Source organism: Parasynechococcus marenigrum WH 8102, from assembly GCF_000195975.1.
Lineage (GTDB): Bacteria > Cyanobacteriota > Cyanobacteriia > PCC-6307 > Cyanobiaceae > Parasynechococcus > Parasynechococcus marisnigri.
Window position 1 is genome coordinate 2,011,102 of the sequence record NC_005070.1, and the last position, 25,210, is coordinate 2,036,311.

At 62.5% G+C, this 25,210-nt stretch carries 23 protein-coding genes, 1 tRNA gene and 1 riboswitch; of the genes, 17 read left to right on the forward strand and 7 right to left on the reverse strand.

Annotation, left to right across the window (positions count from 1 at the left end; genetic code table 11):
* Positions 1-100 precede the first annotated feature (100 nt).
* Entirely contained in the window at positions 101-1,390 is a 1,290-nt protein-coding gene (locus TX72_RS10680) for a hypothetical protein (protein WP_011128981.1), read from the forward strand.
* Here the strand turns inward: TX72_RS10680 and TX72_RS14785 are convergent.
* A complete protein-coding gene (locus TX72_RS14785; protein ID WP_225867700.1) occupies positions 1,387-1,581 on the reverse strand; it encodes a hypothetical protein in 195 nt (64 codons plus the stop codon). The two genes, TX72_RS10680 and TX72_RS14785, sit on opposite strands and share 4 nt — an antisense overlap.
* A gap of 3 nt (positions 1,582-1,584) precedes the next feature.
* On the opposite strand from TX72_RS14785, the gene cobJ reads away from it, so the two are divergent.
* The 5 genes from cobJ to TX72_RS14275 all read left to right on the forward strand — a co-directional run bounded on the left by cobJ (position 1,585) and on the right by TX72_RS14275 (position 6,464).
* Entirely contained in the window at positions 1,585-3,219 is a 1,635-nt protein-coding gene (gene cobJ / locus TX72_RS10685) for a precorrin-3B C(17)-methyltransferase (protein ID WP_011128982.1), read from the forward strand.
* Positions 3,213-3,360, forward strand: a riboswitch (cobalamin riboswitch). (Overlaps the previous gene by 7 nt.)
* A gap of 9 nt (positions 3,361-3,369) precedes the next feature.
* Positions 3,370-3,999: a HupE/UreJ family protein gene (locus TX72_RS10690; protein WP_042503880.1), complete on the forward strand. Its 630-nt coding sequence runs from the start codon at positions 3,370-3,372 to the stop codon at positions 3,997-3,999.
* A gap of 8 nt (positions 4,000-4,007) precedes the next feature.
* Positions 4,008-5,540 carry an iron uptake porin gene (locus TX72_RS10695; RefSeq protein WP_011128984.1) on the forward strand — a complete coding sequence of 511 codons (1,533 nt, stop codon included), beginning with the start codon at positions 4,008-4,010 and terminating at the stop codon, positions 5,538-5,540.
* A gap of 107 nt (positions 5,541-5,647) precedes the next feature.
* Positions 5,648-6,256: a hypothetical protein gene (locus TX72_RS10700; protein WP_011128985.1), complete on the forward strand. Its 609-nt coding sequence runs from the start codon at positions 5,648-5,650 to the stop codon at positions 6,254-6,256.
* A gap of 46 nt (positions 6,257-6,302) precedes the next feature.
* Positions 6,303-6,464: a hypothetical protein gene (locus tag TX72_RS14275; protein WP_158305756.1), complete on the forward strand. Its 162-nt coding sequence runs from the start codon at positions 6,303-6,305 to the stop codon at positions 6,462-6,464.
* 42 nt (positions 6,465-6,506) lie between these two features.
* Here the strand turns inward: TX72_RS14275 and TX72_RS10705 are convergent.
* Positions 6,507-6,580: transfer RNA gene (locus TX72_RS10705), tRNA-Pro, on the reverse strand.
* A gap of 101 nt (positions 6,581-6,681) precedes the next feature.
* Here TX72_RS10705 and lipA point away from each other — a divergent pair.
* Entirely contained in the window at positions 6,682-7,551 is an 870-nt protein-coding gene (lipA, locus tag TX72_RS10710; RefSeq protein ID WP_011128986.1) for a lipoyl synthase, read from the forward strand.
* On the opposite strand, the gene TX72_RS10715 is transcribed toward lipA, so the two are convergent.
* Positions 7,535-7,837, reverse strand: a complete 303-nt coding sequence (locus tag TX72_RS10715; protein ID WP_011128987.1) for a YciI family protein — start codon at positions 7,835-7,837, stop codon at positions 7,535-7,537. The two genes, lipA and TX72_RS10715, sit on opposite strands and share 17 nt — an antisense overlap.
* A 14-nt stretch (positions 7,838-7,851) precedes the next feature.
* On the reverse strand, positions 7,852-12,453 hold the full coding sequence (gene gltB, locus TX72_RS10720) for a glutamate synthase large subunit (RefSeq protein ID WP_011128988.1): 4,602 nt from the start codon (positions 12,451-12,453) through the stop codon (positions 7,852-7,854).
* 101 nt (positions 12,454-12,554) lie between these two features.
* On the opposite strand from gltB, the gene TX72_RS10725 reads away from it, so the two are divergent.
* The 9 genes from TX72_RS10725 (at position 12,555) to TX72_RS10765 (ending at position 21,049) form a co-directional block, all read left to right on the forward strand.
* Entirely contained in the window at positions 12,555-14,225 is a 1,671-nt protein-coding gene (locus TX72_RS10725; RefSeq protein WP_042503882.1) for a phosphodiester glycosidase family protein, read from the forward strand.
* Between the two features lie 39 nt (positions 14,226-14,264).
* Complete coding sequence (locus TX72_RS10730; protein ID WP_011128990.1) at positions 14,265-14,591, forward strand: AIR synthase; 327 nt, start codon at positions 14,265-14,267, stop codon at positions 14,589-14,591.
* Positions 14,592-14,663: 72 nt separating this feature from the next.
* Complete coding sequence (rpsL, locus tag TX72_RS10735; RefSeq protein ID WP_011128991.1) at positions 14,664-15,038, forward strand: 30S ribosomal protein S12; 375 nt, start codon at positions 14,664-14,666, stop codon at positions 15,036-15,038.
* A 54-nt stretch (positions 15,039-15,092) separates the two neighbouring features.
* A complete protein-coding gene (gene rpsG / locus TX72_RS10740; protein WP_011128992.1) occupies positions 15,093-15,563 on the forward strand; it encodes a 30S ribosomal protein S7 in 471 nt (156 codons plus the stop codon).
* Positions 15,564-15,654: 91 nt separating this feature from the next.
* A complete protein-coding gene (fusA, locus tag TX72_RS10745; protein WP_011128993.1) occupies positions 15,655-17,727 on the forward strand; it encodes an elongation factor G in 2,073 nt (690 codons plus the stop codon).
* A gap of 50 nt (positions 17,728-17,777) precedes the next feature.
* Positions 17,778-18,977, forward strand: coding sequence for an elongation factor Tu (tuf, locus tag TX72_RS10750; protein WP_011128994.1), 1,200 nt, complete (start codon positions 17,778-17,780; stop codon positions 18,975-18,977).
* Positions 18,978-19,093: 116 nt separating this feature from the next.
* Entirely contained in the window at positions 19,094-19,414 is a 321-nt protein-coding gene (rpsJ, locus tag TX72_RS10755) for a 30S ribosomal protein S10 (protein WP_011128995.1), read from the forward strand.
* Between the two features lie 55 nt (positions 19,415-19,469).
* Positions 19,470-20,120, forward strand: a complete 651-nt coding sequence (locus TX72_RS10760; protein WP_011128996.1) for an LON peptidase substrate-binding domain-containing protein — start codon at positions 19,470-19,472, stop codon at positions 20,118-20,120.
* The gene (locus TX72_RS10765) at positions 20,120-21,049 is read left to right on the forward strand and encodes a methyltransferase domain-containing protein (protein ID WP_011128997.1); all 930 of its coding nucleotides are present in this window, start codon (positions 20,120-20,122) and stop codon (positions 21,047-21,049) included. The genes TX72_RS10760 and TX72_RS10765 overlap by 1 nt, the downstream gene beginning before the upstream one ends.
* Here TX72_RS10765 and pheA read toward each other — a convergent pair.
* Complete coding sequence (pheA, locus tag TX72_RS10770) at positions 21,039-21,881, reverse strand: prephenate dehydratase (protein WP_011128998.1); 843 nt, start codon at positions 21,879-21,881, stop codon at positions 21,039-21,041. The two genes, TX72_RS10765 and pheA, sit on opposite strands and share 11 nt — an antisense overlap.
* 50 nt (positions 21,882-21,931) lie before the next feature.
* Between pheA and TX72_RS10775 the strand changes: the two genes are divergently transcribed.
* Positions 21,932-22,498 (forward strand): DUF1997 domain-containing protein, encoded by a 567-nt coding sequence (locus TX72_RS10775; protein WP_011128999.1) that lies wholly within the window; start codon positions 21,932-21,934, stop codon positions 22,496-22,498.
* Here the strand turns inward: TX72_RS10775 and TX72_RS10780 are convergent.
* Both TX72_RS10780 and TX72_RS10785 read right to left on the reverse strand, forming a co-directional pair.
* The gene (locus TX72_RS10780) at positions 22,454-23,128 is read right to left on the reverse strand and encodes a ribonuclease HII (RefSeq protein WP_052298034.1); all 675 of its coding nucleotides are present in this window, start codon (positions 23,126-23,128) and stop codon (positions 22,454-22,456) included. The two genes, TX72_RS10775 and TX72_RS10780, sit on opposite strands and share 45 nt — an antisense overlap.
* Positions 23,040-24,992, reverse strand: coding sequence for an Rne/Rng family ribonuclease (locus tag TX72_RS10785; protein WP_042503885.1), 1,953 nt, complete (start codon positions 24,990-24,992; stop codon positions 23,040-23,042). The genes TX72_RS10780 and TX72_RS10785 overlap by 89 nt, the downstream gene beginning before the upstream one ends.
* Positions 24,993-25,210 lie beyond the last annotated feature (218 nt).

Here is a 25,210-nt window from a genome sequence, read left to right on the forward strand (position 1 = left end):
AAGCAAGTAATACAAACTTCGTCATTTTTGCGGCCAGACTAATAAAAACTGTTTTCTGCCACGCCATGGTGGGCAGAATGAGCCCATCCGCTGTTCAGCCATGCCGCGCTCGGGCCTGAAGCTGCTGCTGGTGGGGGTTCTGGCCTTGCTGCTCCTGCTCAGCGCCCCGCTTGGGGTTGCAGCCCTGCCGAGCTGGCTGAGCCGCGCCCCTGCGCCGGAGGAGCCCATTCCAAGCCAGGGCCCCTCCGGACGTCTCCAGGAGCTGGCTCCTCCAGGAGCGGTTCAGCAACTCAAGCGCCAACTCGCTGGCCGGCACCCCCAGCTCACCCTGGTGAGTCCAGTCGATGACAGCCTCGTTCAAAGTGATGCTGTCGAGCTGGTCCTGGACGTGCAGGACTGGCCGGTGAGCCGGGACCCAGACCTGGGCATCGGTCCCCATGTGGCCGTGCAGGTGGATGACCGACCCCTGATCCGACTTGATCAACTCACGAATGGAAAGCTGCGGTTGAAGCTCGACGATCTAACGCCGGGTAGCCATCGATTCAGCGCATGGGCCGCCTATCCCTGGGGGGAAGCGGTGACAACCTCGGGCGGTGCCATTCAAGGACGACTGCACCTTTGGCAGCGCCTGAACGCCACCCAGCCAGCGTCAGATGCCCCATGGGTTGTGCCGGTTCCACCCGCCAACGAAGAAAACCAGCAACCGCTGATGCTGGATTGGCTGATCTGGAATGCCCCACTTCAAAATATTCGCGATGGAGACGGCCGCTGGCGCATCCGTATCAGCGTTGATGGCGACAGTTTTCTGACGGACCATCAGGAAGCGATCTGGCTGAAAGGGACAGGTAGCAACGGCACCACGCTGCAGCTGGAGCTGCTGGATGGCCAGGGCGAACCACTGCAGCCCGTGTTCAACAATCGCCTGATCCGATTGGAGGCCGGCCGCCGTGACAGACCCGTCTGGCTCAAAGCCCGGCTCAGTGAAGACGAACTGGAGCATTTGAGCGGTACGCCCCGGCAAGAGCGCATCGACCCTGAGCCCTCATTGCAACGCAGTCCCGCAAAGGAAGAGCAAAACGACGATCAAGAAGCTCAGGAACAAGCGCAACAAGCCGACGTTGCTTCTGAACCCGTCGTCGCAACCGCCGAAGAACCGACCACAGAGCCTGAGCTTGCAACCGTTGACGACTCCATTGAGGAAGCCGTTGACAAAGCCATTGACGACGACGATGACCCAACACCCCCCATGGACCCGGCACTAGCACCGCAACAGCTCGAACCGGACCCTGCTCCCGTCCGTCAGCCTGAACCGCTGCTGCGGCCGGAATCCAGCCTGGGAGGATCAGCCCGGGAGCTGCTGAATCCGGATGGACGTCTCAAGCAGCCCTAAGCCACGTTCTGCCAGCGACCGCCCTGACTTCGCCCACCCCACAGACCCTTGATTGCGGCATCGGCATCGGCCTTTCCGCCGCCAGCCAACCCCTGCTGGATCGCCTGAGGCAGAGCGGTCAGATCCAGGAAGCCCATCGAGCGGATGGAGCGATCAAGGAACTGCTCGTTGGCCACTGGCGGGTTGGACAAACGTTGTTATTCGTCGGCGCGGTTGGGGCTGTGACCCGGCTGATCGCCCCTCTGATCCAAGGCAAGGAGCGGGATCCAGCCGTTCTCGTGCTGGATCCGAAGGGACGGTGGGTCATCCCCTTGCTGGGGGGCCACAGCAGTGGTGCTGAGCAACGGGCGCGGGAACTGGCAGGGATGCTGCAGGCCGACGCCGTCCTGACCGGAGCCTGTGCCACAGAGGATCGCCTGGCGCTCGATGCCTTCGGTGAGGGCTGGGGCTGGCGGCGCGCTGGCAGCAGTACCGCCTGGCGGGAGTTGATGCAGCAACAGGCGTGCTCGGAACGGCTGACCGTTGCCCAGACCTCCGGTTCCACCGATTGGCAGCACCAACATCCCACGCTGGAGAGCGTGACCAGTGCGAGCGAGGCACAGGTGAGCATTGGCGCCGACAACCAGGCCCCCTGCCGCTGGCATCCCGCCAGCCTCTGGCTGGGGGTGGGCTGTGAACGCAACACCAGCCTGGCGTTGGTGCAACGGGTGATCCGGGAGGTCCTGGCTCAGGCGGGACTGGCGGAAGCAGCAGTCGCCGGCCTGGCGAGCATCGATCGCAAAGCGGATGAGCCAGCCCTGATGGAGCTGGGCGAGCAACGGCAATGGCCCTTCCGCACCTACGACGCAACGGCTTTGGCATCGGTCGAGGTGCCAACCCCATCCGACGTGGTGCTCGCCGAGATGGGCACCGCCTCGGTGGCTGAGGCGGCTGCTCTGCTGGCGGCCGGTGAGGGGGCTGTCCTGCGCCAAAGCAAAGTGATTCGCCATGCCGCCACCGGGGAACAGGGCGCGGTGACCGTGGCGGTTGCCGAAGCCAGGCGCCCCTTTGCCCCATCGCGGGGGGAACTGCATCTGATCGGTAGTGGTCCTGGGGATTTATCGCTGCTCAGTGGCGACGCCCGCCAGACCCTCGCCCGTTGCACGGCGTGGGTGGGTTACGGGCTTTATCTCGACCTGCTGGAGCCGTTGCGACAGGTGCATCAGGTGCGTCTGGATGGCCAGCTCACCCGCGAATGGGACCGCTGCGCCCAGGCCCTCAGCCTGGCTCAACAGGGAGCACGGGTCGCCCTGATCTCCTCAGGAGACAGCGGGATCTACGGAATGGCCGGGCTGGCCCTGGAGTTGTGGCTGCAGCAGCCGGAACAGGATCGGCCGAGCTTTCAGGTGCATCCGGGCATCTCAGCCCTGCAGCTGGCGGCAGCCCGCGCGGGAGCACCCTTGATGCACGACTTCTGCACGGTGAGCCTCAGTGATCGACTGACTCCTTGGCCCGTGATCGAGCAACGGCTGCGGGCGGCGGCGGCAGGAGATTTCGTCGTGGCGTTGTACAACCCACGATCCAAAGGCCGCGACTGGCAACTGGCCAAGGCGCGGGAACTGTTGCTCGAACACCGCAGGGGCGAAACGCCAGTGCTACTGGCCCGGCAGCTGGGACGCAGCGATGAAACTCATCAACTCACGGATCTCAGCGGCCTGGAGCCTGAACAGGTGGACATGCTCACCGTGGTGTTGATCGGCAACAGCAGCAGCTATGCACGCGCTGATCGGATGGTGACACCGAGGGGGTACCCCGGAGCCACCGTTGACCAATGGAAGACCCTCCCCTAGGGTTTGGGTCTGGTTTCAGCGGGGATCAGCCGCTGATGGAAACGGGGAAAGAACGGTGCAAATCCGTCGCTGTCCCGCAGCTGTAAAGCGTCCGGCCCCGCCGGCGTCAGTCAGAACGCCCGCCAGGAGCACTACCGACGAGGATCGACTTTGACCAATCTTCTGGCTTCTCCCCGGCCTCTGCGCCAGGCCGCCGTTGCCGCATTGGCCTTGCTATTGATCTCCAGCCCAGCCTTTGCCCACCATCCCTTCGGTATGGGCGACAGCGGTGCGCTGACTCCCTGGCAGGGACTGCTGAGTGGTCTGGGTCACCCGCTGCTGGGGCCTGACCATCTGCTGTTCCTGCTGGCCCTTGGCTTTGTCGGCCTGCAACGCCCGCTGCGCTGGGTGCTGCCGCTGTTGGCGATCGGTCTTGGCGGCAGCCTGCTGTCGCAATTCATTTCCCTGCCCGACGCAGTGGCGCCCTGGGCCGAAGCCCTGGTGTCCCTCAGCCTTGCGGTCGAAGGCCTGATTGCCCTGAGCATGGCCCCCGCCGCCTGGCTGCTGCCCCTGTTCGGGCTGCATGGTTTCCTCCTGGGCAGCACGATCGTCGGGGCGGAACCCAGCCCTCTGCCGAGCTACTTCCTGGGCCTGCTTCTGGCCCAGGGCAGCCTGTTGCTGCTCGTCACCGCCTGGTCCCAGGGCCTGGTGGAGCGTCTGGGAGCCCAAGGCCAGCGGCTCGGAGCCGGCATCTGGATCGGCATCGGCATGGCTTTTGCCTGGGTCGCGCTGATCGACTGACCACAGCCATGCCATGTCCTTTTGTTCGGCAGCTGGCCGCGCCAGCGGCAGCTGCTGCTGTGCTGTCTCTGGCGTGTGCGCCCTTGGCCAGGGCTCAGGTGAGCAGCGTCAGTCCATTCACGGCCATTCAATTCACGGATGTGATGCCCACAGACTGGGCTTACCAGGCGCTGCAGAACCTGGTTGAGCAGCACGGCTGCGTTGCTGGTTATCCCGATAGTCGTTTTCAAGGTCAGCAGTCCATCAGCCGATACGAGGCGGCGGCACTGCTGAACGCCTGCCTGGATCGAATCACCGCGATGACGGATGAGGTGAAAGAGCTAATCCATGTCTTCCGACGTGAACTGGCGATCATCCAGGGCCGTGTGGATGGGTTAGAAGCCCGCCTGGGAGATCTGGAGGCCCCCCAGTTCTCAACCACCACCAAACTCAGTGGCCTCGCCACTGTCGTGATCGGAGCGAACCACTTTTCAGGCTCTGATGATGAATCGGTGGATCAGAACAACCAGGGCTTCGGCGCCACCACGTTCAACAACGACCTTCATCTGATCCTGGAGACCAGTTTCAGCGGCAAGGATCTGCTCACGGTCACCCTGCGGGCAGGCAACTTCGGTGGTGAAACACCCTTTGGCGGCGGGGGGGCCAGCAGCTTGGCCACCCTGGAAACCTCCTATGAGGCCGATGGTGGAGCCAACCAGGTTGCCATCGACAAACTGTTTTATTCCTTTCCGATCGGAGAGGACGTCACTCTCACCTTTGGTCCACAGGTGGGCCAGGAGGACATGCTGGCGATCTGGCCCAGCGTTTACTCCAGCGACCCGGTCCTGGATGTGCTCAGCCTGAATGGCGCGCCGGCGGCTTACAACAAAAATCTCGGAGCCGGAGCCGGCGTCAGCTGGAGCCCGTCCAGTGGCCTGAGGCTCTCCGCGAACTATGTGGCGGCCAACGGCACGTTGAGCAACAGTGCTGAAGGCGGCATTGGCACCGACCATGCAGCAAGCGCCGGAACGGTTCAACTGGGCTGGGAAGGGGAAGGATGGGCCCTGGCCGGGATTGTTTCCAAGGTCCAGAACGGCCATGGGCTGATCGCCTACGCCACGCCCTTCACTCAGGATCAACTCAGCGAGCGTGGCGTCACCCATGCTTTCGGGCTCGGCGGATCCTGGCAGCCGGCCGACAGCGGCTGGATTCCCTCGATCTCAGCAGGATGGGGAATGAACAACAGCGAAAGCCAGCAGAACGATCAGGTCACCACCAGCCATTCATGGAGCCTGGGTCTGGAGTGGACTGACCTATGGAGCGATGGTCATGCCGCCGGCATGGCGGTGGGCCAACCGGTCTTCGCCACCGATTCGAAAGGGGGCGACACTCCCGCCGACGGCCAGTTCCTGTGGGAGTGGTGGGTACAGCTGCAGATGAGTGATGCGATCAGCATCACGCCGGCTGTCTTTTATCTGTGGCGTCCCCTTGGGCAGAACACTCCTGCTGGTGAATCCTTCAGCCAGCTGGGTGCACTGGTGAAAACGACCTTCCGTTTCTGACGCCGATCAACTCTGGGCCGAAACGATTGACACGTCAGCATGGACGTATAACGCGTCCAAGACAGCAGGGATGAGAGACATAGACCTGACACCGCTCCTGCGATCCCATGCGGGATGAGTTAGGTGAGCTGCTGGGCAAGTCTGTGGTGCTGGAGGGTCGGTTGAACCGCTGCGAGCCCAATGCCATCGGCAGCCTCAACATTTGCCTCACAGCAGTGAATGTTTATCCATGGCGAACTGATGTTGCTATCAGTTCCTTATCACCGTTGCGCGTCGACCATGGCTGGCTGCAGAACAGCCGCCTGGAACATTCAGTGGGAGGCATCGTGGAGATGTACTGGATGACCGCCGAGATCACCAATTATCAACGCAAAAACGGCAGTCGAGACATCGGCTTTCGCCATCGGCCATCACTATGTGTTGATCATCTACTCGACAGAATTCTCAACATCGATGAATATGATCAGCAAGTACAAAACCTTCAAGCAGCGCTGAGGAGAATTCAAACCCATGAGGGTGTATTCGGTTTTCATGCCAGTCCAATGCGCTTTCAGAAGATTCTCCAACTCGCCCTCGAACAAGCCAAACTCGGTGGGCAGCCTCACCTGCAAGATTTTCTCACCGCAGAGGCCATCAAAATCAAGCAATTTACGAAGGGACGCAACTCAAAACGAAGTGGAAAATCAAGCGCACTAGGATTTAACTCCAATACATAAATCCAAGCTCTCCTTAGAATCAGAGTCACTCACAAGGAGGAGTCAATTGCTGACGAAAGCCACGGTCATCACCGTTTTAGTTTTTGCTGTCGCTGCCGGCATCTGGCTCAACAACACAGCTTGGAGAAACCGCAAATTGTTCTGGCAACTGCAAGCAGCCTTGATCGGTGGAGGCGTGGGGTTTGTCACCGGTCGGCTAAGCCGCTAACAACAAAAGCTAAACCAATCAAGGCTTCATTGGATCAGCCAATCGGGATGACAGGATTCGAACCTGCGGCCCCTTCGTCCCGAACGAAGTGCGCTACCAAGCTGCGCCACATCCCGTTTCATCCATCTTAGAAGACAAGCGGTCACCGCTCATCACGTGAAGAGATCACTTGTTGCACGCCCCATTGTTTAGGGTCGTGGATTGACATTGTTCAGCCGTGCTCAAGCCCGAGTGGTTGCGCGTCAAGGCCCCGCAGCGGGAGCGCATCGGTGCTGTTGCCGATCTGTTGCTGGACCTGAACCTGAACACGGTCTGCCAGGAGGCCAGCTGTCCCAACATCGGGGAATGCTTCGCCGGCGGCACGGCCACCTTTCTGATCATGGGCCCGGGCTGCACTCGCGCCTGCCCTTACTGCGACATCGACTTCGACAAGAGCGTCCGTGAGCTCGACCCCACCGAACCGGAAAGGCTCGGGGAAGCGGTGGCGCGTTTGGGGCTGAAGCATGTGGTGATCACCTCGGTGAACCGGGACGACCTGCCGGATGGGGGAGCCACCCAGTTCGTGGCCTGCATCGAGCAGGTGAAGCAACGCTCACCGCTCACCACGATCGAGCTGCTGATTCCCGACTTCTGCGGCAACTGGGACGCCCTGGCCACGGTGATGGCGGCAGCACCCCACGTGCTCAACCACAACATCGAAACAGTGCCGCGGATGTACCGCCTGGCAAGACCTCAGGGCATTTACGAGCGGTCCCTGGAACTTCTGCAGCGGGTTCGGGACGACTGGCCGCGGGCTTACAGCAAGTCCGGCCTGATGGTGGGCCTCGGTGAAACCGACGACGAGGTGATCGACGTGTTGCGCGACCTGCGCACCCACCGGGTGGACATCGTCACCATCGGCCAATATCTCTCCCCAGGCCCCAAGCATCTGGCCGTGGATCGTTTTGTGACCCCTGAGCAATTCGACACCTACCGCCGCATCGGCGAAGAGGAGCTGGGCTTTCTGCAGGTGGTCAGCACCCCCCTCACCCGCAGCAGCTATCACGCCGGCGAGGTGCAGCGCCTCATGGCTAGCCATCCCCGCTGACGGGGATCCACTCCTGCAGGTTCCAGTCCACCAAGCCGGCCTGAATCATCGGGTCGTGGGACACCCAGGCCAGCGCCTCCTCGTAAGACTCAGCCTCAAAGATCAACAAGCCACCACCACCGGGGCGCCGCCGCTCATCCACGAGGAAACCGCTGCGGATCCGCCGACCCGCCGCACATTCCTGCTGCACCCAGCCCCGATGGGCCTCCAGGTGGGGCCGACGCTGCTCGAGAGTCAGAGCGGCCGTATCCGCCGTGAAGGTTTCATGTTTGACAAACCAGGGCATGGAAAGCGGCCTGTTCAGGCCGCCACCGCCTGCTGGTCCACCAGACCCATGGCTGCCCGCTCACTCGGCGGAATCAGCACCTTGAAGCGTCCCTTGGCCGCGGCCCAGTCGGCCAACAGCGCTGAGGCCTTGCTGCTGCCGGTGGCGGCTACGTGGGCTTCCAACAGCTCTTTGAGCGTTTCCTCCTGCTGCGAAGTGGTGAGGCTGCAGACCGCAACGATCTCAGTATTGACCCTGGCGGTGACGCGATCACCCTCATCGAGCAGGAAGGTGACGCCACCGGTCATGCCGGCACCCACGTTGCGGCCAGTGCTGCCCAGCACCACCACCACACCACCGGTCATGTACTCACAGCAGTGGTCGCCAGCTCCCTCCACCACGGTACGAGCGCCGCTATTGCGCACTCCGAAGCGCTCACCAGCACGGCCATGGGCAAACAGCTCACCGCCCGTGGCGCCGTAGAGGCAGGTGTTACCTAGGATCACTTGATCACCGGGATTGGCGCAGCCGTCGGCTGGCACCAGGCTGATGCGTCCACTGTTCATGCCCTTGCCCACGTAGTCGTTGGCTTCCCCTTCCAGGCGCACGTTCATGCCCTGCACCAGGAAGGCACCGAAGCTCTGACCGGCAGCGCCCTGGAAGGTGAGGTTGAGCTGGCCCTTGAAGCCGCGGTTGCCGTGGCGTTGGGCGATCTCACCGGCCAGACGGGCCCCGACACTGCGGTCGGTGTTGATGATCGCGATCGTGCGGTTCAAGGAACCGTGGCTCTCCACCGCCGCCATCAGCTCGGCATCGGCGAGAAGCTGATCCTCAAGAATCGGGCCATTGCCATGGGCCTCAGCGCTGTGACGCAGCCAGGAGCGCTCTTCTGAACTCTGAATCGGTGCCAACAGACTGGAGAGATCCACACCCTGGGTTTTGGCCAGCTGCACTGCACGGGGTTGAAGCAGATCGCTGCGACCGATCAGATCTTCGAGCTTGGCCACGCCGAGCAGGCTCAGCAGCTGACGCACTTCTTCCGCCACATACCAGAAGAAATTCACCACGTGCTCAGGCACGCCGGTGAAGCGTTTGCGCAGGGCCTCCTTTTGGGTGGCCACGCCCACCGGGCAATTGTTGGTGTGGCAGACCCTGGCCATGATGCAGCCCTCGGAGATCATCGCCACAGAGCCGAAGCCATACTCCTCAGCGCCCAGCAGAGCTGCGATCACCACATCCCAGCCGGTCTTGAGGCCGCCATCGGCCCGCAACAGCACCCGATCCCGCAGGCCATTTTCGAGAAGGCTGCGGTGCACCTCGGTCAGACCCAGCTCCCAGGGGCTGCCGGCATGCTTGATCGAACTCAGCGGCGAGGCTCCGGTACCCCCGTCGTGGCCGGAGATCTGAATCACATCAGCGTTGGCCTTGGCCACGCCGGCGGCAATCGTGCCGATACCGATCTCGGCCACCAGCTTCACGCTCACCGGCGCCTTGGGGTGCACCTGGTGCAGATCGTGAATCAGCTGAGCCAGATCCTCGATGGAATAGATGTCGTGATGCGGCGGCGGTGAGATCAGGGCCACACCGGGTTTGCTGTTGCGCAGCCAGGCGATGTAGTCATCCACCTTGGGGCCGGGCAGCTGACCGCCCTCACCGGGCTTGGCCCCCTGGGCCACCTTGATCTCCAGTTGCTTGCCACTGCGCAGGTATTCGGCTGTCACGCCAAAGCGCCCGGAAGCGATCTGCTTGATCGCCGAACAGGCGGTGTCGCCATTCCGGAGGCCGCCGATGCTGGGGAAAGCCTGCGAGCGGCCCTCGGCATCCACATCGTGAAGAACCTGGAAACGGGCCGGGTCCTCACCACCCTCGCCGCTGTTGCTCTTGCCACCGATGCGGTTCATCGCCACCGCCAGCACCTCATGGGCTTCCCGCGACAACGCCCCGAGACTCATACCCCCCGTGCAGAAACGCTTGCAGAGGCTTTCTGCGCTCTCCACCTGATCCAGGGGCAGCGGCGTTGGGGCCAGCTTGAACTCCAGCAGATCCCGAAGCGCCGTGACCGGCCTGTTCTCCAGCAGGGTTTTGTAGGTGGAGAAATGGTCGTAGCCAGGCCCGGTCTTCACCGCCGCATGCAAGGCCTTGGCCATGTCGGGACTGTTGAGGTGGTACTCGCCGCCGGTGCGGTACTGCACAAAGCCCATGAACTCGAGCTTGCTGCGGTTGAGCTCCGGGAAGGCCTTGGCATGGAGTGACAGGGTTTCGTTGGCCAGCTCCGCCAGGGTCATGCCCGCCACACGGCTGGTGGTTCCGCTGAACGCGGTGTCGATCACATCGGCACCGAGGCCGATCGCTTCAAAAATCTGAGCGCCGTGATAACTAGCCAGGAGCGAAATGCCGATCTTGGAGAGGATCTTGCGCAGGCCGTTTTCCAGGGAAACGCGCACGTTGGCCTGCACCTGGTCGGCATCGAGGGCGGGCAGCTTGCCCTGCTCGATCCGCTTCTGGGTTTTGGGGTGGGCGAGCCAATGGCGGGTGGTCTCCCAGGTGAGCCACGGGCAGACCGCACTGGCGCCGTAACCGATCAGGCAAGCCAAGTGATGGGTGCTCCAGCACTGCGCAGTGTCAATCACCAAGGAGCAGCGCAGACGCAGCTTCTGCCGCAGCAGGTGGTGATGCACCGCCCCCACAGCCAGGAGGGCCGGCATCGCCACGCTGATGGCGGTCAGCTGGGCAGCGGCACCGGAGCCATCCACACGATCGGAGAGCACCAACACCTGGGCACCGCCGCGCACAGCCTCCTCGGCCGCCTCGCACAGCCCTTGCAGGGCCGATGACAAACCACCAGCGCAGGCCTCAACGGCCACCTGGGTGGAGAGGGTGACAACGGGAAGTCCCTGCTTGCTGATCGCCGCAAGCTCGGCTTCGTTGAGAACCGGCGTGTCCAGGTGGATCACGGCGGCCGCCTCGGGCTGGGGCTTCAGCGCCGGCCGGCGTTCACCCAGATGCATTTCCAGGCTCATCACCAGCTTTTCCCGCAGGGGGTCAATCGGCGGGTTGGTGACCTGGGCGAAGCGTTGTTTGAAGTAGTCGTACAGCAGGTGGGGTTTATCCGACAACACCGCCAGGGGGATGTCGTCTCCCATGCAGTAGGTGGGCTCCTTACCTAGTCCGGCCATGTCTTCGATCACGAGATCGAAGTCTTCGGCGGTGAAGCCCATGGCGGTCTGCAGCCGCAACAGATCCAACTCACCGATCTGACGATCCTGGGTCCAGGGTTGGGCTTCCACACCGCGGCGATGGTGCTGCAGCCAGTCGCCGTAGGGGAAGCGTCCAGCCGCGTCCTCCTTCACGGTCCAGTTGTCGAGCAGCTGGCCGTTCTCCAGATCCACCGCCACCATCTGGCCGGGGCCGAGACGGCCCTTCTGAACCACGGTCTTGCCGCTGAGATCCACCACACCGGTTTCCGATCCCATGATCACGAAACCGTCGGCGGTGGTGCACCAGCGCGCGGGTCGCAAGCCGTTGCGATCCAGCGTGGCACCCACCCGTTTGCCATCGGCGAACACCAGCAGCGCCGGACCATCCCAGGGCTCCTGGATGCCGGCATTGAATTCGTACATCGCCGTCACCTCCGGGCGATCCTCCAGATCCGGCTGGTTGCGGAAGGCCTCGGGCACCAGGGTGATCAAGCTGTCGGTGATCGAGCGGCCGCTGCGCACCATCAGCTCTAGGGTGGCGTCAAGGTTGGCCGAATCACTGAAGGCAGGGTTCACCACGGGATTGAGATCATCCGCGGCTTCACCCCAAACGTCCGCGAGGCTGGCTTCAGAGGCCTCAGCCCAGTTGAGGTTGCCCAAAAGCGTATTTATTTCTCCGTTGTGGCCCAACAGCCGCATCGGCTGAGCGAGAGGCCAGCGGGGCAGGGTGTTGGTGCTGAAGCGCCGGTGGTACACCGCAAAGCTCACTTCAAAGCGCGGATCCCGCAGATCGGCGTAGTACTGCGCCAGCACCTCGGAGCGCACCATGCCCTTGTACACAACGGTGCGGCTGCTCAAGGAAGCCACATAAAGATCCCGGGATCCCTCAAAACCCCAGGCCTGGCGGGCACGGGCACCGATCCGGCGACGCAGGCGCAGCAACAAAGCCTCGAAGGCGTCACCATCGGGGCCACCGGCAAGGCTCCACTGCTGGATCACTGGGGCGGTGTCCCGCGCCATGGGGCCCAGCACGGAAGAATCCACTGGAACCACCCGCCATCCGGCGGAGGTGAGGCCGAGCGCCTCGGCTTCCTCCTTGCAGAACCGGCGCGCCAGCTCCCGCCCCTCGGAGTCTTGGGGCATGAACATCATCCCGAGACCACGGGCGGAGGCCGCCTCAGGCCAGACCGCTTTCAGATAAGTCCAGGGGATTTGGCAGAGCACGCCGGCACCATCACCGGAATCACCATCACCACCACAGCCGCCGCGGTGCTCCATGCATCCAAGGCCGCGCAGGGCCTGCTGCAGCACCCAGTGGCTGGTTTCCCCAGAGAGTTGCGCCAGGAAACCCACACCGCAGGCATCTTTCTCACCGGCCACTGCCTCGGGCGCAGCACTGTCGCTGTAGGGCCAGACGGTGGGTCGGGTGAGATCTGCCATGAATGTTCAGCCGGGCGGTTGCATGGTTCGCAGCATCGTGCTCTGCAGAAACCACGTCAGATGACGATCCTAGGCAGGCGCCTTCCCCGGATCGCCCCCCGATGTTTCCCTTCGCCCAGCTGCCGGAGCCCCTGCCGGAACTGCGACAGGCCCCGTCACTGCAGGGGCAGCAGCTGCGGATCGACGGCCTGGAGCTGCGCAGCAGTTGGCAATGGGAAGGCCTCAACCGGAGCCAGCCGGACCAACTGTGGCTCCCTCTGGAGCTGTTGGAGTCACATCTCGGCTTCCGCCGCCATGAGGGGCAACTGGAGTGGTTCGGACGCAGGCAGCCATTGGCAGAGCTGCCCCAGCGAACCCTCGGTGATGAGGTGGGCCTGGAGGTGGCGGACTGGCTGGCCAAGGTCGGCGTCATCATTCGTCTGGACGATCAGCAGCTGCAGCTGACCTTGCCTGCGGCAGATCTCCAGGGGATGCGGCGCGGCAAGGGCAGCACCGCAGATCGCCTCGTGCTGGATCTCGATGGCCCCGCATTGGTGCAACGCGTGGGAGATGACTTGCATCTGGGCGTGCGCAGCACAGCAGCCCAGCAGCTGGAGCTGCGTCGGCTGCGGCTCATTCCGCAGCAAGGTCCCGACAGCCTCGTGCTGAAGGGACAGGCCACTCGACTCAGGACCCTGAGCCTGGCGACACCCTGGCGCGTGGTGCTCGATGGCGTACGGACTGGCGGCCCTGCAGCGACTGCGGCCCAGCTTCCCCTCAGAAACCCGGCAATTGCTCGCTGGCTGCGCCGCGGCCTGGTGCTCGAGGAACGCACCGTCACCGTGGGCGTCAAGCCGCTGCGGGTGCTCAGAACCGGCGGTGACCTGAGCCGCATCGGTTTGACGATGACGCCACTCACCATGGCTGGACAACAGCAGGGGCTGCGCTTTCTGCCCCAGTTGTCCCAACCGGCCAATGCGGTGATCGCCATCAACGGCGGCTTTTTCAATCGCATCCTGCAACTGCCCCTAGGCGCTCTACGTCAACAGGGCCAGTGGCTGTCGGGACCGATCCTCAACCGGGGGGTGGTCGCTTGGGGCGACAACGACCAACTCCAGTTCGGACGCCTGCGGCTGGACCAGCAGCTGCAGGTGAACGGTGGTCGGCGCAGGGGACTGAGCTATCTCAACAGCGGCTATGTACAACGGGGCCTCAGCCGCTACACCCGCGCCTGGGGACCGATCTATCGCCCGCTCAGCGGCGAGGAGGAGGCACTGCTGGTGCAGGGGGGGCGCGTTACGCAGCGCTTTGATCGCGCCAGCATTCGCCGTGGTGTGCTGATTCCCGCCGACGGCGACCTGGTGGTGGCCCGCGGCGGCACCCCCCTGCCGGCCAAACCCGGCGATGCGGTGATGCTGAGCCAACGCACCACGTCCGGGCTGGGTGATCAAGCCAACGTGCTTGGCGGGGGGCCGCTGCTGATGCAGGGAGGTCAGATTGTGCTGAACGGTCGTGCTGAAGGATTCAGCCCTGATTTCCTCGCCCTTGCGGCACCCAGGACCGTCGTGGGCCAAGGGACTGGCGGCACCTGGCTGTTGGCCCTGCGCGGTGCAGCCGGGAGCGATCCCACTTTGCTGGAGACAGCCCTGGCCGCGCAGCAGCTCGGACTAAAGGATGCGCTGAACCTGGATGGAGGCAGTTCAACCACGGTCGTGGTGGCTGGACGAACGGTGATGAACGGTCGCGGCAGTGCCCCCCGTGTGCATAACGGACTTGGCTTCATTCCCCTTTAAACAACTGGCACAGTGGGACGTCACCAGACGATTCATCCCATGGCTGCCAATCTGCGCCTGACGCCGGCTGCCGCCGCAGAACTGGGTCGTCAGGCCGCGGTTGCCGGCACTCCTGGGCAGATGCATCTCGAGCTTCTTCCAGGAGATTGTGCGGATCACGTGATCCAGATCCGTCCTGGACATCTGGCGGGGGTGGCCATCGCCAGGGCTGATGGCGTGACCCTTCACGCACCCAAGAGCCAGCTCAAACTGCTGCAAGGCCTGTGCCTGGATTACCGCGGTGACCTCAGCGGTGGCGGATTTCTGATTCGCAGCGGAGACGGAATCAGCCCCTGCGCCTGCGGCAGTGCATTCAGCCTGCGATAGAGGGGACCGTCAACCGGTATCGTGGCGGATTGTCGAATCTGGTCGGGGCGTCCGACCGCACACCGACCCTCGATGCCAACCATCCAACAGCTGATCCGCACGGAGCGTTCACGCCTCAAGGCCAAGACGAAATCGCCGGCCTTGAAGTCCTGCCCAGAACGCCGCGGGGTCTGCACCCGTGTGTACACCTCCACGCCAAAGAAGCCCAACTCGGCGCTGCGCAAGGTGGCTCGTGTACGCCTCACCTCCGGCTTCGAGGTCACCGCCTACATCGGCGGCGTCGGACACAACCTTCAGGAGCACTCCGTGGTGCTGATTCGCGGCGGTCGTGTCAAGGACCTGCCAGGTGTCAGGTACCACATCATTCGAGGCACCTTGGACACCGCTGGCGTCAAAGACCGCCGGCAGTCTCGCTCGAAGTACGGCGCCAAGACTCCGAAGGAGTGACCTCACGGTCTTCCATTACCCACCACGTTCTGATCCCCACTTCACTGACCTCCGATGTCCCGCCGCAACGCCGCTGAAAAACGTCCGGTTCTTCCTGATCCGCAGTTCAACAGTCGTCTGGCCACGATGATGGTGTCCCGTCTGATGCAGCACGGCAAGAAGTCCACGGCGCAGCGGATCCTGTCCGATGCGTTCGGTTTGATCAACGAGCGCACTGGTGGTGACCCTCTCGAACTGTTCGAGACGGCGGTGAAGAACGCCACGCCCCTGGTCGAAGTCCGTGCCCGTCGCGTCGGTGGCGCGACCTACCAGGTTCCGATGGAAGTACGTCAGGAACGTGGCACCGCCATGGCCCTGCGCTGGCTGGTGAGCTTCTCCCGCGCCCGCAACGGCCGGAGCATGGCTCAGAAGCTCGCCGGCGAATTGATGGATGCAGCCAATGAGGCCGGAAGCGCGGTTCGCAAGCGCGAAGAAACCCACAAGATGGCTGAAGCCAACAAGGCTTTCGCCCACTACCGCTATTGATCTCGGGCAAGCCAGCCCGACACCTTCGATGTCAAGGTCTGGCCTGTAGAGTCTCACCCGCCTTTTCACGCCCCACCCCCGGAGAATTCCTGTGGCTCGCGACTTCCCCCTGGAACGCGTCAGAAATATTGGTATCGCCGCCCACATTGACGCCGGCAAAACCACCACCACTGAACGGATCCTGTTCTATTCAGGCGTGGTGCACAAGATCGGTGAGGTGCATGACGGCGCCGCCGTGACCGACTGGATGGCCCAGGAACGGGAACGTGGCATCACCATCACCGCGGCTGCCATTTCCACTTCTTGGCAGGACCACCGGATCAACATCATCGATACACCCGGGCACGTGGACTTCACCATCGAGGTGGAGCGTTCCATGCGGGTGCTTGATGGAGTGATTGCAGTGTTCTGCGCCGTGGGTGGTGTCCAGCCCCAATCCGAAACCGTCTGGCGTCAAGCTGATCGCTACTCCGTTCCGCGGATGGTGTTCGTCAACAAGATGGACCGCACCGGCGCGGATTTCCTCAAGGTTCACGGGCAGATCAAGGATCGGCTCAAGGCCAATGCCGTGCCCATCCAGCTCCCCATCGGAGCCGAAGGCGACCTGAGCGGCATCATCGACCTGGTCGGCAACAAGGCTTACATCTACAAGAACGACCTCGGCACCGACATCGAAGAAGCCGAGATCCCTGCCGAAATGGCCGATGAGGCTGCCGAATGGCGCGCCACGCTGATGGAGACCATTGCGGAAACCGATGAGGCTCTGATTGAGAAGTTCCTCGAAACCGGCGAACTGTCCACCGAAGAGCTCAAGAAGGGAATCCGCGAGGGTGTGCTCAAGCACGGCTTGGTGCCGATGCTCTGTGGTTCGGCCTTCAAGAACAAAGGCGTGCAGCTGGTGCTCGATGCTGTCATCGACTACCTTCCCGCCCCTGTTGATGTGCCCCCGATTCAGGGTGTGCTCCCCGACGGGAAAGAAGCGGTTCGCCCGTCCGACGACAAGGCACCCTTCTCCGCCCTGGCCTTCAAGGTCATGGCAGACCCCTACGGCAAACTAACCTTCGTCCGGATGTACTCCGGCATCCTTGAGAAAGGCAGCTACGTACTCAACTCCACCAAGGGCGAGAAGGAGCGCATCTCCCGTTTGGTGGTGCTCAAGGCTGATGACCGTGAGGAAGTTGATGCTCTGCGGGCCGGCGATCTGGGTGCCGTTCTCGGCCTGAAGAACACCACCACCGGTGACACCCTCTGCACCCAAGACGATCCGATCGTCCTCGAGACACTGTTCATCCCGGAACCGGTGATCTCTGTGGCTGTTGAGCCCAAGACCAAAGGCGACATGGAGAAGCTCTCCAAGGCTTTGGTTTCTCTGGCTGAAGAGGATCCCACCTTCCGCGTCAATACCGACTCCGAGACCGGCCAGACCGTGATCGCAGGCATGGGCGAACTCCACCTGGAAATCCTCGTGGACCGCATGCTGCGCGAGTTCAAGGTGGAAGCCAACATCGGTGCACCTCAGGTGTCCTATCGCGAAACCATCCGTGGTTCCGCAGGTGGCGAAGGCAAGTTCTCCCGTCAGACCGGTGGTAAGGGTCAGTACGGCCACGTTGTGATCGAAATGGAGCCCGGCGAGCCTGGCTCCGGGTTCGAATTCGTCAACAAAATCGTGGGCGGTATTGTTCCGAAGGAATACATCAAGCCCGCCGAGCAGGGCATGAGGGAGACCTGCGAATCCGGTGTGATTGCCGGATATCCCCTGATCGATGTGAGATGCACCTTGGTGCATGGCTCATACCACGACGTCGACTCTTCGGAGATGGCGTTCAAGATCGCCGGATCCATGGCCTTCAAGGACGGCGTCAAGAAGTGCAATCCTGTTCTTCTTGAGCCGATGATGAAAGTCGAAGTCGAGGTCCCCGAGGATTTCCTCGGTTCGATCATCGGCGACCTGTCCTCACGCCGAGGCCAGGTTGAGGGCCAAGGCGTTGAAGATGGCACATCCAAGATCTCGGCCAAGGTGCCCCTTGCCGAGATGTTCGGTTACGCCACCGAGCTCCGCTCCATGACCCAGGGCCGGGGCATCTTCTCGATGGAATTCGACAACTACGCCGAAGTTCCTCGCAATGTGGCCGAAGCCATCATTTCCAAGAATCAGGGCAACTAATCCTGATCTCTAAACTCCTCTCATTCCAACCCTCGATTCTTTAACCACAAATGGCACGCGAGAAGTTCGAAAGGAACAAGCCCCACGTCAACATCGGCACCATCGGCCACGTTGACCACGGCAAAACCACCCTCACCGCTGCGATCACAAACGTGCTCGCCAAGAAAGGACAGGCTGAGAAGCAGGACTACGCCGATATCGACGGTGCTCCAGAGGAGCGTGAGCGCGGCATCACCATCAACACCGCCCACGTTGAATACGAGACCGACACGCGTCACTACGCCCATGTGGACTGCCCCGGTCACGCGGACTACGTGAAGAACATGATCACGGGTGCTGCCCAGATGGACGGCGCCATCCTGGTCTGCGCCGCCACCGACGGCCCTATGGCTCAGACCAAGGAGCACATCCTGCTGGCCAAGCAGGTGGGTGTTCCCGCTCTGGTGGTTGCACTGAACAAGTGCGACATGGTCGATGACGAAGAGATCATCGAATTGGTTGAAATGGAAGTGCGTGAGCTGCTGGACAGCTACGACTTCCCCGGTGACGACATCCCTGTTGTACAGGTGTCTGGCCTGAAAGCTCTCGAAGGCGAAGCCGAGTGGGAAGCAAAGATCGAAGAACTCATGGCTGCCGTTGATGAGGCCATCCCTGAGCCCGAGCGTGAGGTTGACAAGCCTTTCCTGATGGCTGTTGAGGACGTCTTCTCCATCACCGGTCGTGGCACCGTGGCCACCGGTCGGATCGAGCGTGGCAAAGTCAAGGTTGGCGAAGAGATCGAAATCGTTGGTATCAAGGACGCTCGCAAAACCACCGTCACCGGTGTGGAGATGTTCCGAAAGCTCCTCGAAGAAGGAATGGCTGGCGACAACTGCGGCCTTCTGCTCCGCGGTATCCAGAAAGAGGACATCGAGCGCGGCATGGTGCTGGTGAAGCCCGGTTCCATCACCCCTCACACCAAATTCGAAGGTGAGGTTTATGTGCTCAAGAAGGAAGAAGGTGGCCGCCACACCCCCTTCTTCGCCGGCTATCGACCGCAGTTCTACATCCGTACAACGGACGTGACCGGTCAGATCACCGCATTCACCGCCGATGACGGCAGTGCTGTTGAGATGGTGATGCCCGGTGACCGCATCAAAATGACCGGTGAGCTGATCTGCCCTGTGGCCATGGAAAACGGCATGCGCTTCGCCATCCGCGAAGGCGGCCGCACCATTGGTGCCGGCGTGGTCTCCAAGATCATCGAGTGATCATCATCAGCTGATCACTGATGGATGGGGGGAGTCATCCCCCCATCCCCTACATTTGTTTTGAACCTCGACAACTGAATTCAGGACTCCCTTGGGATCCTGTTCGCTTCTTTCTTATGTCCACTGCCATTGCTCAGCAGAAGATCCGCATTCGCTTGAAGGCGTTTGACCGCCGCATGCTGGATCTCTCCTGCGACAAGATTATTGAGACGGCCGATCAGACCGCTGCAACAGCGATCGGCCCCATCCCTCTCCCCACCAAACGCAAGATCTACTGCGTTCTGCGTTCTCCTCACGTGGACAAGGATTCCCGCGAGCATTTCGAGACCCGGACCCACCGCCGCATCATCGACATCTACAGCCCATCGGCGAAGACCATCGATGCCTTGATGAAGCTGGACCTCCCCAGTGGTGTCGACATTGAAGTGAAGCTCTGAACGCTTCAGCGTCAGATTCTGCTTCCTAGGATCAACAAACGTTTGAGCGGCGTCCGTGTCCGATTTTTCCGTCAGGGAGCTTCCCCTGTTCCCCCTGCCGGACGTCGTTCTGTTTCCGCAACAGCTGCTGCCGCTGCATATTTTTGAATCCCGCTATCGGATGCTGCTCCAGACCGTTCTGGAGACAGATAAACGGTTCGGGATCGTGCGAATCAATCCCGAAAACGGCGAGATGGCCGAGATTGGCTGCTGCGCCGAAGTGCTCCAGCACCAGACCACCGACGATGGGCGCAGCTACATCGTCACCCTTGGCCAGCAGCGTTTCCGCGTGCTCAATGTCATCCGTGAAACCCCTTTCCGCTCAGCCATGGTCAGCTGGATGGAAGACGAGCCAGTCGAAGACCACGCCGAGCTCAATGCATTGCGCGACAAGGTCAGTTCAGCCTTGAACGATGTCTTTTCACTTACGGCCAAGATCCAAGGCCGCCAAGAGGAACTACCTGATGACCTCCCCGATCTGCCGCGGGAGCTGTCGTTCTGGATCGGAGCCCATCTCGACAACCGCGCCGCTCCTGAACAGCAGACCCTGCTGGAGCTCAGTGACACCAACGAGCGCCTGGAACGTCAATTCGAGATGCTCGACCACACCCGTCGCCAACTGGCGGCCCGAACAGTGCTGATGGATCTCAAGGAGCAAGACGTCTGATGTTGGCTGGCCTGCTTCTCCTGACCGGGGCTGCCGGTGCCACGGCCCTGCTGATCTGGTTGCAGCGTGATCGCCGCTACCACTCCTCAGACAGCGTCGCCGCGGCCTACGACGCCTGGACCGATGACCAACTGCTGGAACGGCTCTGGGGAGACCATGTCCACCTGGGGCATTACGGAAACCCGCCAGGTTCTGTCGACTTCCGCCAGGCCAAGGAGGCTTTTGTGCACGAGCTGGTGCGCTGGAGCGGGCTCGACCAACTACCTCGAGGCAGTCGGGTGTTGGATGTGGGTTGCGGCATCGGCGGCAGTGCCCGGATCCTGGCCAGGGATTACGGCTTGGACGTGCTCGGGGTGAGCATCAGCCCAGCCCAGATCCGCCGCGCCACAGAACTCACCCCCGCCGGCCTCAGCTGTCGCTTTGAAGTGATGGACGCCCTTAACCTTCAACTTCCCGATCGGCAATTCGATGCGGTGTGGACGGTGGAGGCGGGGCCCCACATGCCAGACAAGCAGCGTTTCGCTGATGAGTTGCTGCGGGTACTCCGGCCCGGGGGCTGCTTAGCCGCCGCTGATTGGAACCGCCGCGCCCCCAAGGATGGCGCCATGAACAGCACCGAACGCTGGGTGATGCGGCAGTTGTTGAATCAATGGGCGCATCCGGAATTCGCCAGCATCTCCGGCTTCCGGGCCAACCTCGAAGCCAGCCCTCACCAGCGGGGCCTGATCAGTACCGGCGACTGGACTCTGGCCACCCTTCCCTCCTGGTTTGATTCGATCGCCGAAGGCCTCCGTCGCCCCTGGGCTGTCCTGGGCCTTGGTCCCAAAGCAGTGCTTCAAGGCCTGCGAGAGACCCCGACGCTGCTGTTGATGCATTGGGCCTTTGCCACAGGGTTGATGCAGTTCGGCGTCTTTCGCCTCAGCCGCTGACCAGTTCACTGCTGGGGTAAGCCCCAAAGTGCGCCAGGTGCTCACAGAGCGGTGTCAGTGCTGCCACCAGGGTGCTCAGAGCTTCTGGCTGCTGCGCAGGCAGTTCCACATCCACGAAAAAGACGTACTCCCCCAACTCGCGCTTGGAAGGCCGCGATTCAATCCGGCTCATGTTCAACCCCTGTTCCGCCAGACAGGCCAGGGCTTCCAGCAGGGCACCTGGTGCATTGCGATGCATTGAGAACGCCAGGCTGGCCACATCCCCCTCCAGGCGCCGTTCCCCGCGGTGCAACAGCAGAAAACGGGTGCGGTTGCCTGCCACATCATTCACCGGATAAGCCAGTTCCTCCAGTCCGTGCTCCAGGCCGGCTTTTCGGGAGGCGATCGCCGCCCGGAAGCGACTGCCCGCCACCATTCGCGCCGCCTCAGCGGTGGACGACGTGGGCAGTTGCAGCGCCTGAGGCAACTGAGCTGCCAGCCAGCCGGAACACTGCGCCAGGGCCTGAGGGTGAGACAGCACTTCGGTGACGTCCTGCAACGATCCACTGCCCAGCAGGGCATGGCGGATCGGCAGCACGAGAGCGCGGCGGATGCCGAGGTCGGAATGGGCCCAGAGCGCATCGAGCGTGGCCGTGACACCACCCTCCACCGAGTTCTCCACAGGGACCACCGCCGCATCAGCCCCTGCCTGAGCCAGACACTCCACCACGGCCCGCAGTCCAACACAGGGCAGAAAGCTCACCTCCGTCAGTCCTTCCAACTCGGCTAAAGCGCGGCTGGCCTGCTCGCCATAGGTCCCTGCTGGGCCGAGATAGGCGATGCGGGTGGGCATCGGAGGCGGGGAGAACACTGGATAGGATCATGCCCTGTCGGGAGATGGTCATGCCCCTGGCCTTCTGTGCCAGCCAGCGACTTGATCTACCCGTGAACCGCCAGAGCGAGCTGCTGCCGGACTATCTCCAGCAGGAGGACAGGGTGATTGCATCCCTGCTGGATCCACGTCAGTTGACCCGTTTAGCTCCGGGCACCTATCGCTACACCGTCACCACGCTTCAGGTGTTTCAACTGCAGGTGAAGCCCGTCGTCTCCCTGGAGATCGAGACCGTCGACGGCACCATGCACATGCGCGCCCTCGACTGTGAATTGGAGGGCCTTGGAATCGTGGATGACTTCAACCTCACCCTCGAGGCCAGCCTGAGCTGCAACAGCAAGGGCCTCAGTGGTGATGCCCGGCTTGCGGTTCAGGTCAGCCAGCCTCCGCTGTTGCGACTGATTCCCCGCCGCGTGCTGGAAAGTACCGGGGAGTCGATTCTTGGCGGCATTTTGCTGGGCATCAAGACGCGCGTGGGCCAGCAGTTGATCGCAGACTTCAAGCGTTGGTGCCGCGAGAGCCCCACCCTGATGTCACCCCAGAAAGCGTCGGAGAAAACTGCGGCGATGCAGAGCTGACGGTCCGAGATCGAGCAGGGCTGCACGGTGCAGGGCCGTGCCGTAACCGGCGTGGCGTTCCAGGCCATAGCCCGGGAACCGCTGCGACAGACGCTGCATTAATGCATCCCGGCACTGTTTGGCGATCACGCTGGCAGCAGCGATCGCCAATGAATGTTGGTCGCCGGCCACGATGCTGCGCTGTTCACCTGTCCATGGGCGCAGAGGCAGATTGCCATCCACCAACACCAGCTCCGGCCGATTCGGTAGCCGCTGCAGCGCCCTCAGCATGGCCAACTCGGTGGCAGGACGGATCCCAAGGCGGTCGATCTCTCGGGTTGACGACTGGCCCAGCCCCCAGGCTTCTGCCTCATGTTCAATCAACGGTACCAAGTCCCCTCGCCGGCGTGCGGACAACCGTTTGCTGTCTGTGAGCCCCTCCTGCTGAAGACGGCTGGCGTTGGCAGCCTCCAACACAACAGCCCCAGCAAAGACGGGGCCAAACAGGCAGCCCCGTCCCACTTCATCCACCCCGGCGACACCGCGGTGGCAGGGGATGGAATCAATCAGGAGAGGCTGAGGCCGAAGACCGACGCCGGCGACGGCGGGGTTCCTCGGATTCCGTGTCTTCAGCGGTGGCTTCAGACCCATCAACAACGACAGCCGGCGTGGGCTCAGGCAATGGCGGCACCTCATCCAGCACCACAGACTGATCGGCCTCGAGCGGTGTGATCTCCACCATCAACGGCTGCTCTTCAACCACGGGTGGTTCCGCCACAACCACCTCAGACGCATCGAGCGGAGCTGGTGATGAAGCGCCGCTGTTGCCCCGGGAGGAGCCACGGCCACCGCGGCCACCACGCCGGCGGCGGCGGCCAGCGGTGGCCGCCAACTGCTGGCGAGCCTGCTCGAGCACGGCATCGGCGTCTTCTCCCGGCCGGACCACCCGCACCATCACATTCTCGGATTCAGGCGGCTCATCCAGCAACAGAATCGGGTTGAGGCCCAGGGTTCCGTACACCTCCTCCTGCTCCGGTGTCATGGGCACCGCCACCAACTCAGGATCCTGGCGGCGGGCAAGGGCCGGTTCCTGTGCCTCCTCCGTGGAGACCTCTGGAGCCTCGGTTGCATCGGTGTCGCTCAGCACAGGCAGGTTGTCCTGGGCGGCACGACCTCGACCGCCGCGACGCCGTCGCCCATTGCCGGAAGTCTCCGAAGGAGGGGCCACCTCAGCGCGGGCCGATGCTGCCGACCGCACCAGACCGGTCGCCGTCGCCAGAGGCTGCAGCAGATCCTTGCCGGGCAGAACCGCCACGTGCCCAAGACCGCCGCAGCTGGGGCAGGCACGACCGAAGAGCTCGTAGATGTTCTGGCCCTGGCGCTTGCGGGTCAGTTCCACCAGACCAAGCTCAGTCAACTGGGCAATCTGCGGCCGAGCAGCGTCATCCCGAACCGCCGTGGTGAAGTGCTCCAGCAGCTGCAGCTGATCCCGACGGGAATCCATATCGATGAAATCGATGATGATCACGCCGCCGATATTGCGTAGCTTCAGCTGGCGGGCGATCTCGATGGCCGCCTCACAATTGGTCCACAGCACGGTCTCCCGTGCATTGGCAGACCGGGTGAAGGAGCCCGAGTTCACGTCAATGACGGTGAGAGCCTCTGTCGGTTCGATGATCACGTACCCGCCGGAAGGCAGGTCGACCCGAGGCTTCAGGGCGTCACGGATGGCGGCGTTGACCTTGAAGTGCTCCAACAGCTCGCTTGGCTCGCTGTGGGCCTCAACCAGCACCTTGTCCGCCTCGGCGCCTAGAAAACTGCTGACGCGGGCGACGGCGGCAGGCTCATCCACCACCACTCGAACCAAGTCGGTGCTGGTGTGATCCCGCAGGATCCTGTTAATGAAATCCTCGTCCCGATTGAGCAGCACTGGAGGAGCTGCGGTCTCGGCAGCCTGTTGGATCGCTTCCCACTGCCGCAGAAGGGATTCGAGATCATCAATCAGCTGATCTTCAGCAATGCCATCGGCTTCTGTGCGGATCAGCAACCCGGCTCCAGGCGGCTTGATCAGCACACCCAGAGCCCGCAGACGATTGCGTTCCGCCTCAGAGCTGATCCGGCGCGAGATGTTCACCCCCTGACCATGGGGCTGCAACACCAGATAGCGCCCGGGGAGCGCCAGATTTCCGGTAAGTCGCGGCCCCTTGGTGCCGGTTGGCTCCTTCATCACCTGCACCAAAACCTTCTGCCGCGGTTCCAGCAATTCGGTGATGCCGGCAGAGCCTTTCTTCAGGCGCAGTGGGCCCAGATCCGTGACGTGGATGAACCCATTCTTTTCGCTTTCTCCAATGTTGACGAAGGCTGCATCAATGCCGGGGAGAACGTTCTCAACGGTGCCGAGGTAAACGTCACCGATCTGGTAACGACCCTGGGCAACGATCAGTTCATCAACTCGTTCATCGGTGAGCACAGCCGCGATGCGCAGCTGCTCCGCGATGACAATTTGCTGGGGCATAAATGGACGTGGCAAGCCCGCGCGAGGCTCAAATCCCATCAGTCGGCATCCGCCGCACTGCAGGGGTGGTTAGGGATGGATGGGCCAATAAGGCCGGAAATGTTGCGGAGTCGAAACTCCTCTGGAACGAGCTCGAGGGAGTTTGGTTCTGTGCGGACCTTCGCTCGAGCGATGGACCTCGATATCCGAATTCGGATCAGGCAAGACCGGAACAGGAC

What these genes read in the sequence shown, in the direction of transcription:
- TX72_RS10680 (WP_011128981.1), top strand. Translation starts at nt 101, where the DNA reads ATGCCGCGCTCGGGCCTGAAGCTGCTGCTGGTGGGGGTTCTGGCCTTG.
- TX72_RS10695 (WP_011128984.1), top strand. Translation starts at nt 4,008, where the DNA reads ATGCCATGTCCTTTTGTTCGGCAGCTGGCCGCGCCAGCGGCAGCTGCT.
- TX72_RS10700 (WP_011128985.1), top strand. Translation starts at nt 5,648, where the DNA reads ATGCGGGATGAGTTAGGTGAGCTGCTGGGCAAGTCTGTGGTGCTGGAG.
- TX72_RS10715 (WP_011128987.1), bottom strand. Translation starts at nt 7,837, where the DNA reads ATGCCCTGGTTTGTCAAACATGAAACCTTCACGGCGGATACGGCCGCT.
- gltB (WP_011128988.1), bottom strand. Translation starts at nt 12,453, where the DNA reads ATGGCAGATCTCACCCGACCCACCGTCTGGCCCTACAGCGACAGTGCT.
- TX72_RS10725 (WP_042503882.1), top strand. Translation starts at nt 12,555, where the DNA reads ATGTTTCCCTTCGCCCAGCTGCCGGAGCCCCTGCCGGAACTGCGACAG.
- TX72_RS10730 (WP_011128990.1), top strand. Translation starts at nt 14,265, where the DNA reads ATGGCTGCCAATCTGCGCCTGACGCCGGCTGCCGCCGCAGAACTGGGT.
- rpsL (WP_011128991.1), top strand. Translation starts at nt 14,664, where the DNA reads ATGCCAACCATCCAACAGCTGATCCGCACGGAGCGTTCACGCCTCAAG.
- rpsG (WP_011128992.1), top strand. Translation starts at nt 15,093, where the DNA reads ATGTCCCGCCGCAACGCCGCTGAAAAACGTCCGGTTCTTCCTGATCCG.
- tuf (WP_011128994.1), top strand. Translation starts at nt 17,778, where the DNA reads ATGGCACGCGAGAAGTTCGAAAGGAACAAGCCCCACGTCAACATCGGC.
- rpsJ (WP_011128995.1), top strand. Translation starts at nt 19,094, where the DNA reads ATGTCCACTGCCATTGCTCAGCAGAAGATCCGCATTCGCTTGAAGGCG.
- TX72_RS10765 (WP_011128997.1), top strand. Translation starts at nt 20,120, where the DNA reads ATGTTGGCTGGCCTGCTTCTCCTGACCGGGGCTGCCGGTGCCACGGCC.
- pheA (WP_011128998.1), bottom strand. Translation starts at nt 21,881, where the DNA reads ATGCCCACCCGCATCGCCTATCTCGGCCCAGCAGGGACCTATGGCGAG.
- TX72_RS10775 (WP_011128999.1), top strand. Translation starts at nt 21,932, where the DNA reads ATGCCCCTGGCCTTCTGTGCCAGCCAGCGACTTGATCTACCCGTGAAC.
- TX72_RS10780 (WP_052298034.1), bottom strand. Translation starts at nt 23,128, where the DNA reads ATGGGTCTGAAGCCACCGCTGAAGACACGGAATCCGAGGAACCCCGCC.
- TX72_RS10785 (WP_042503885.1), bottom strand. Translation starts at nt 24,992, where the DNA reads ATGCCCCAGCAAATTGTCATCGCGGAGCAGCTGCGCATCGCGGCTGTG.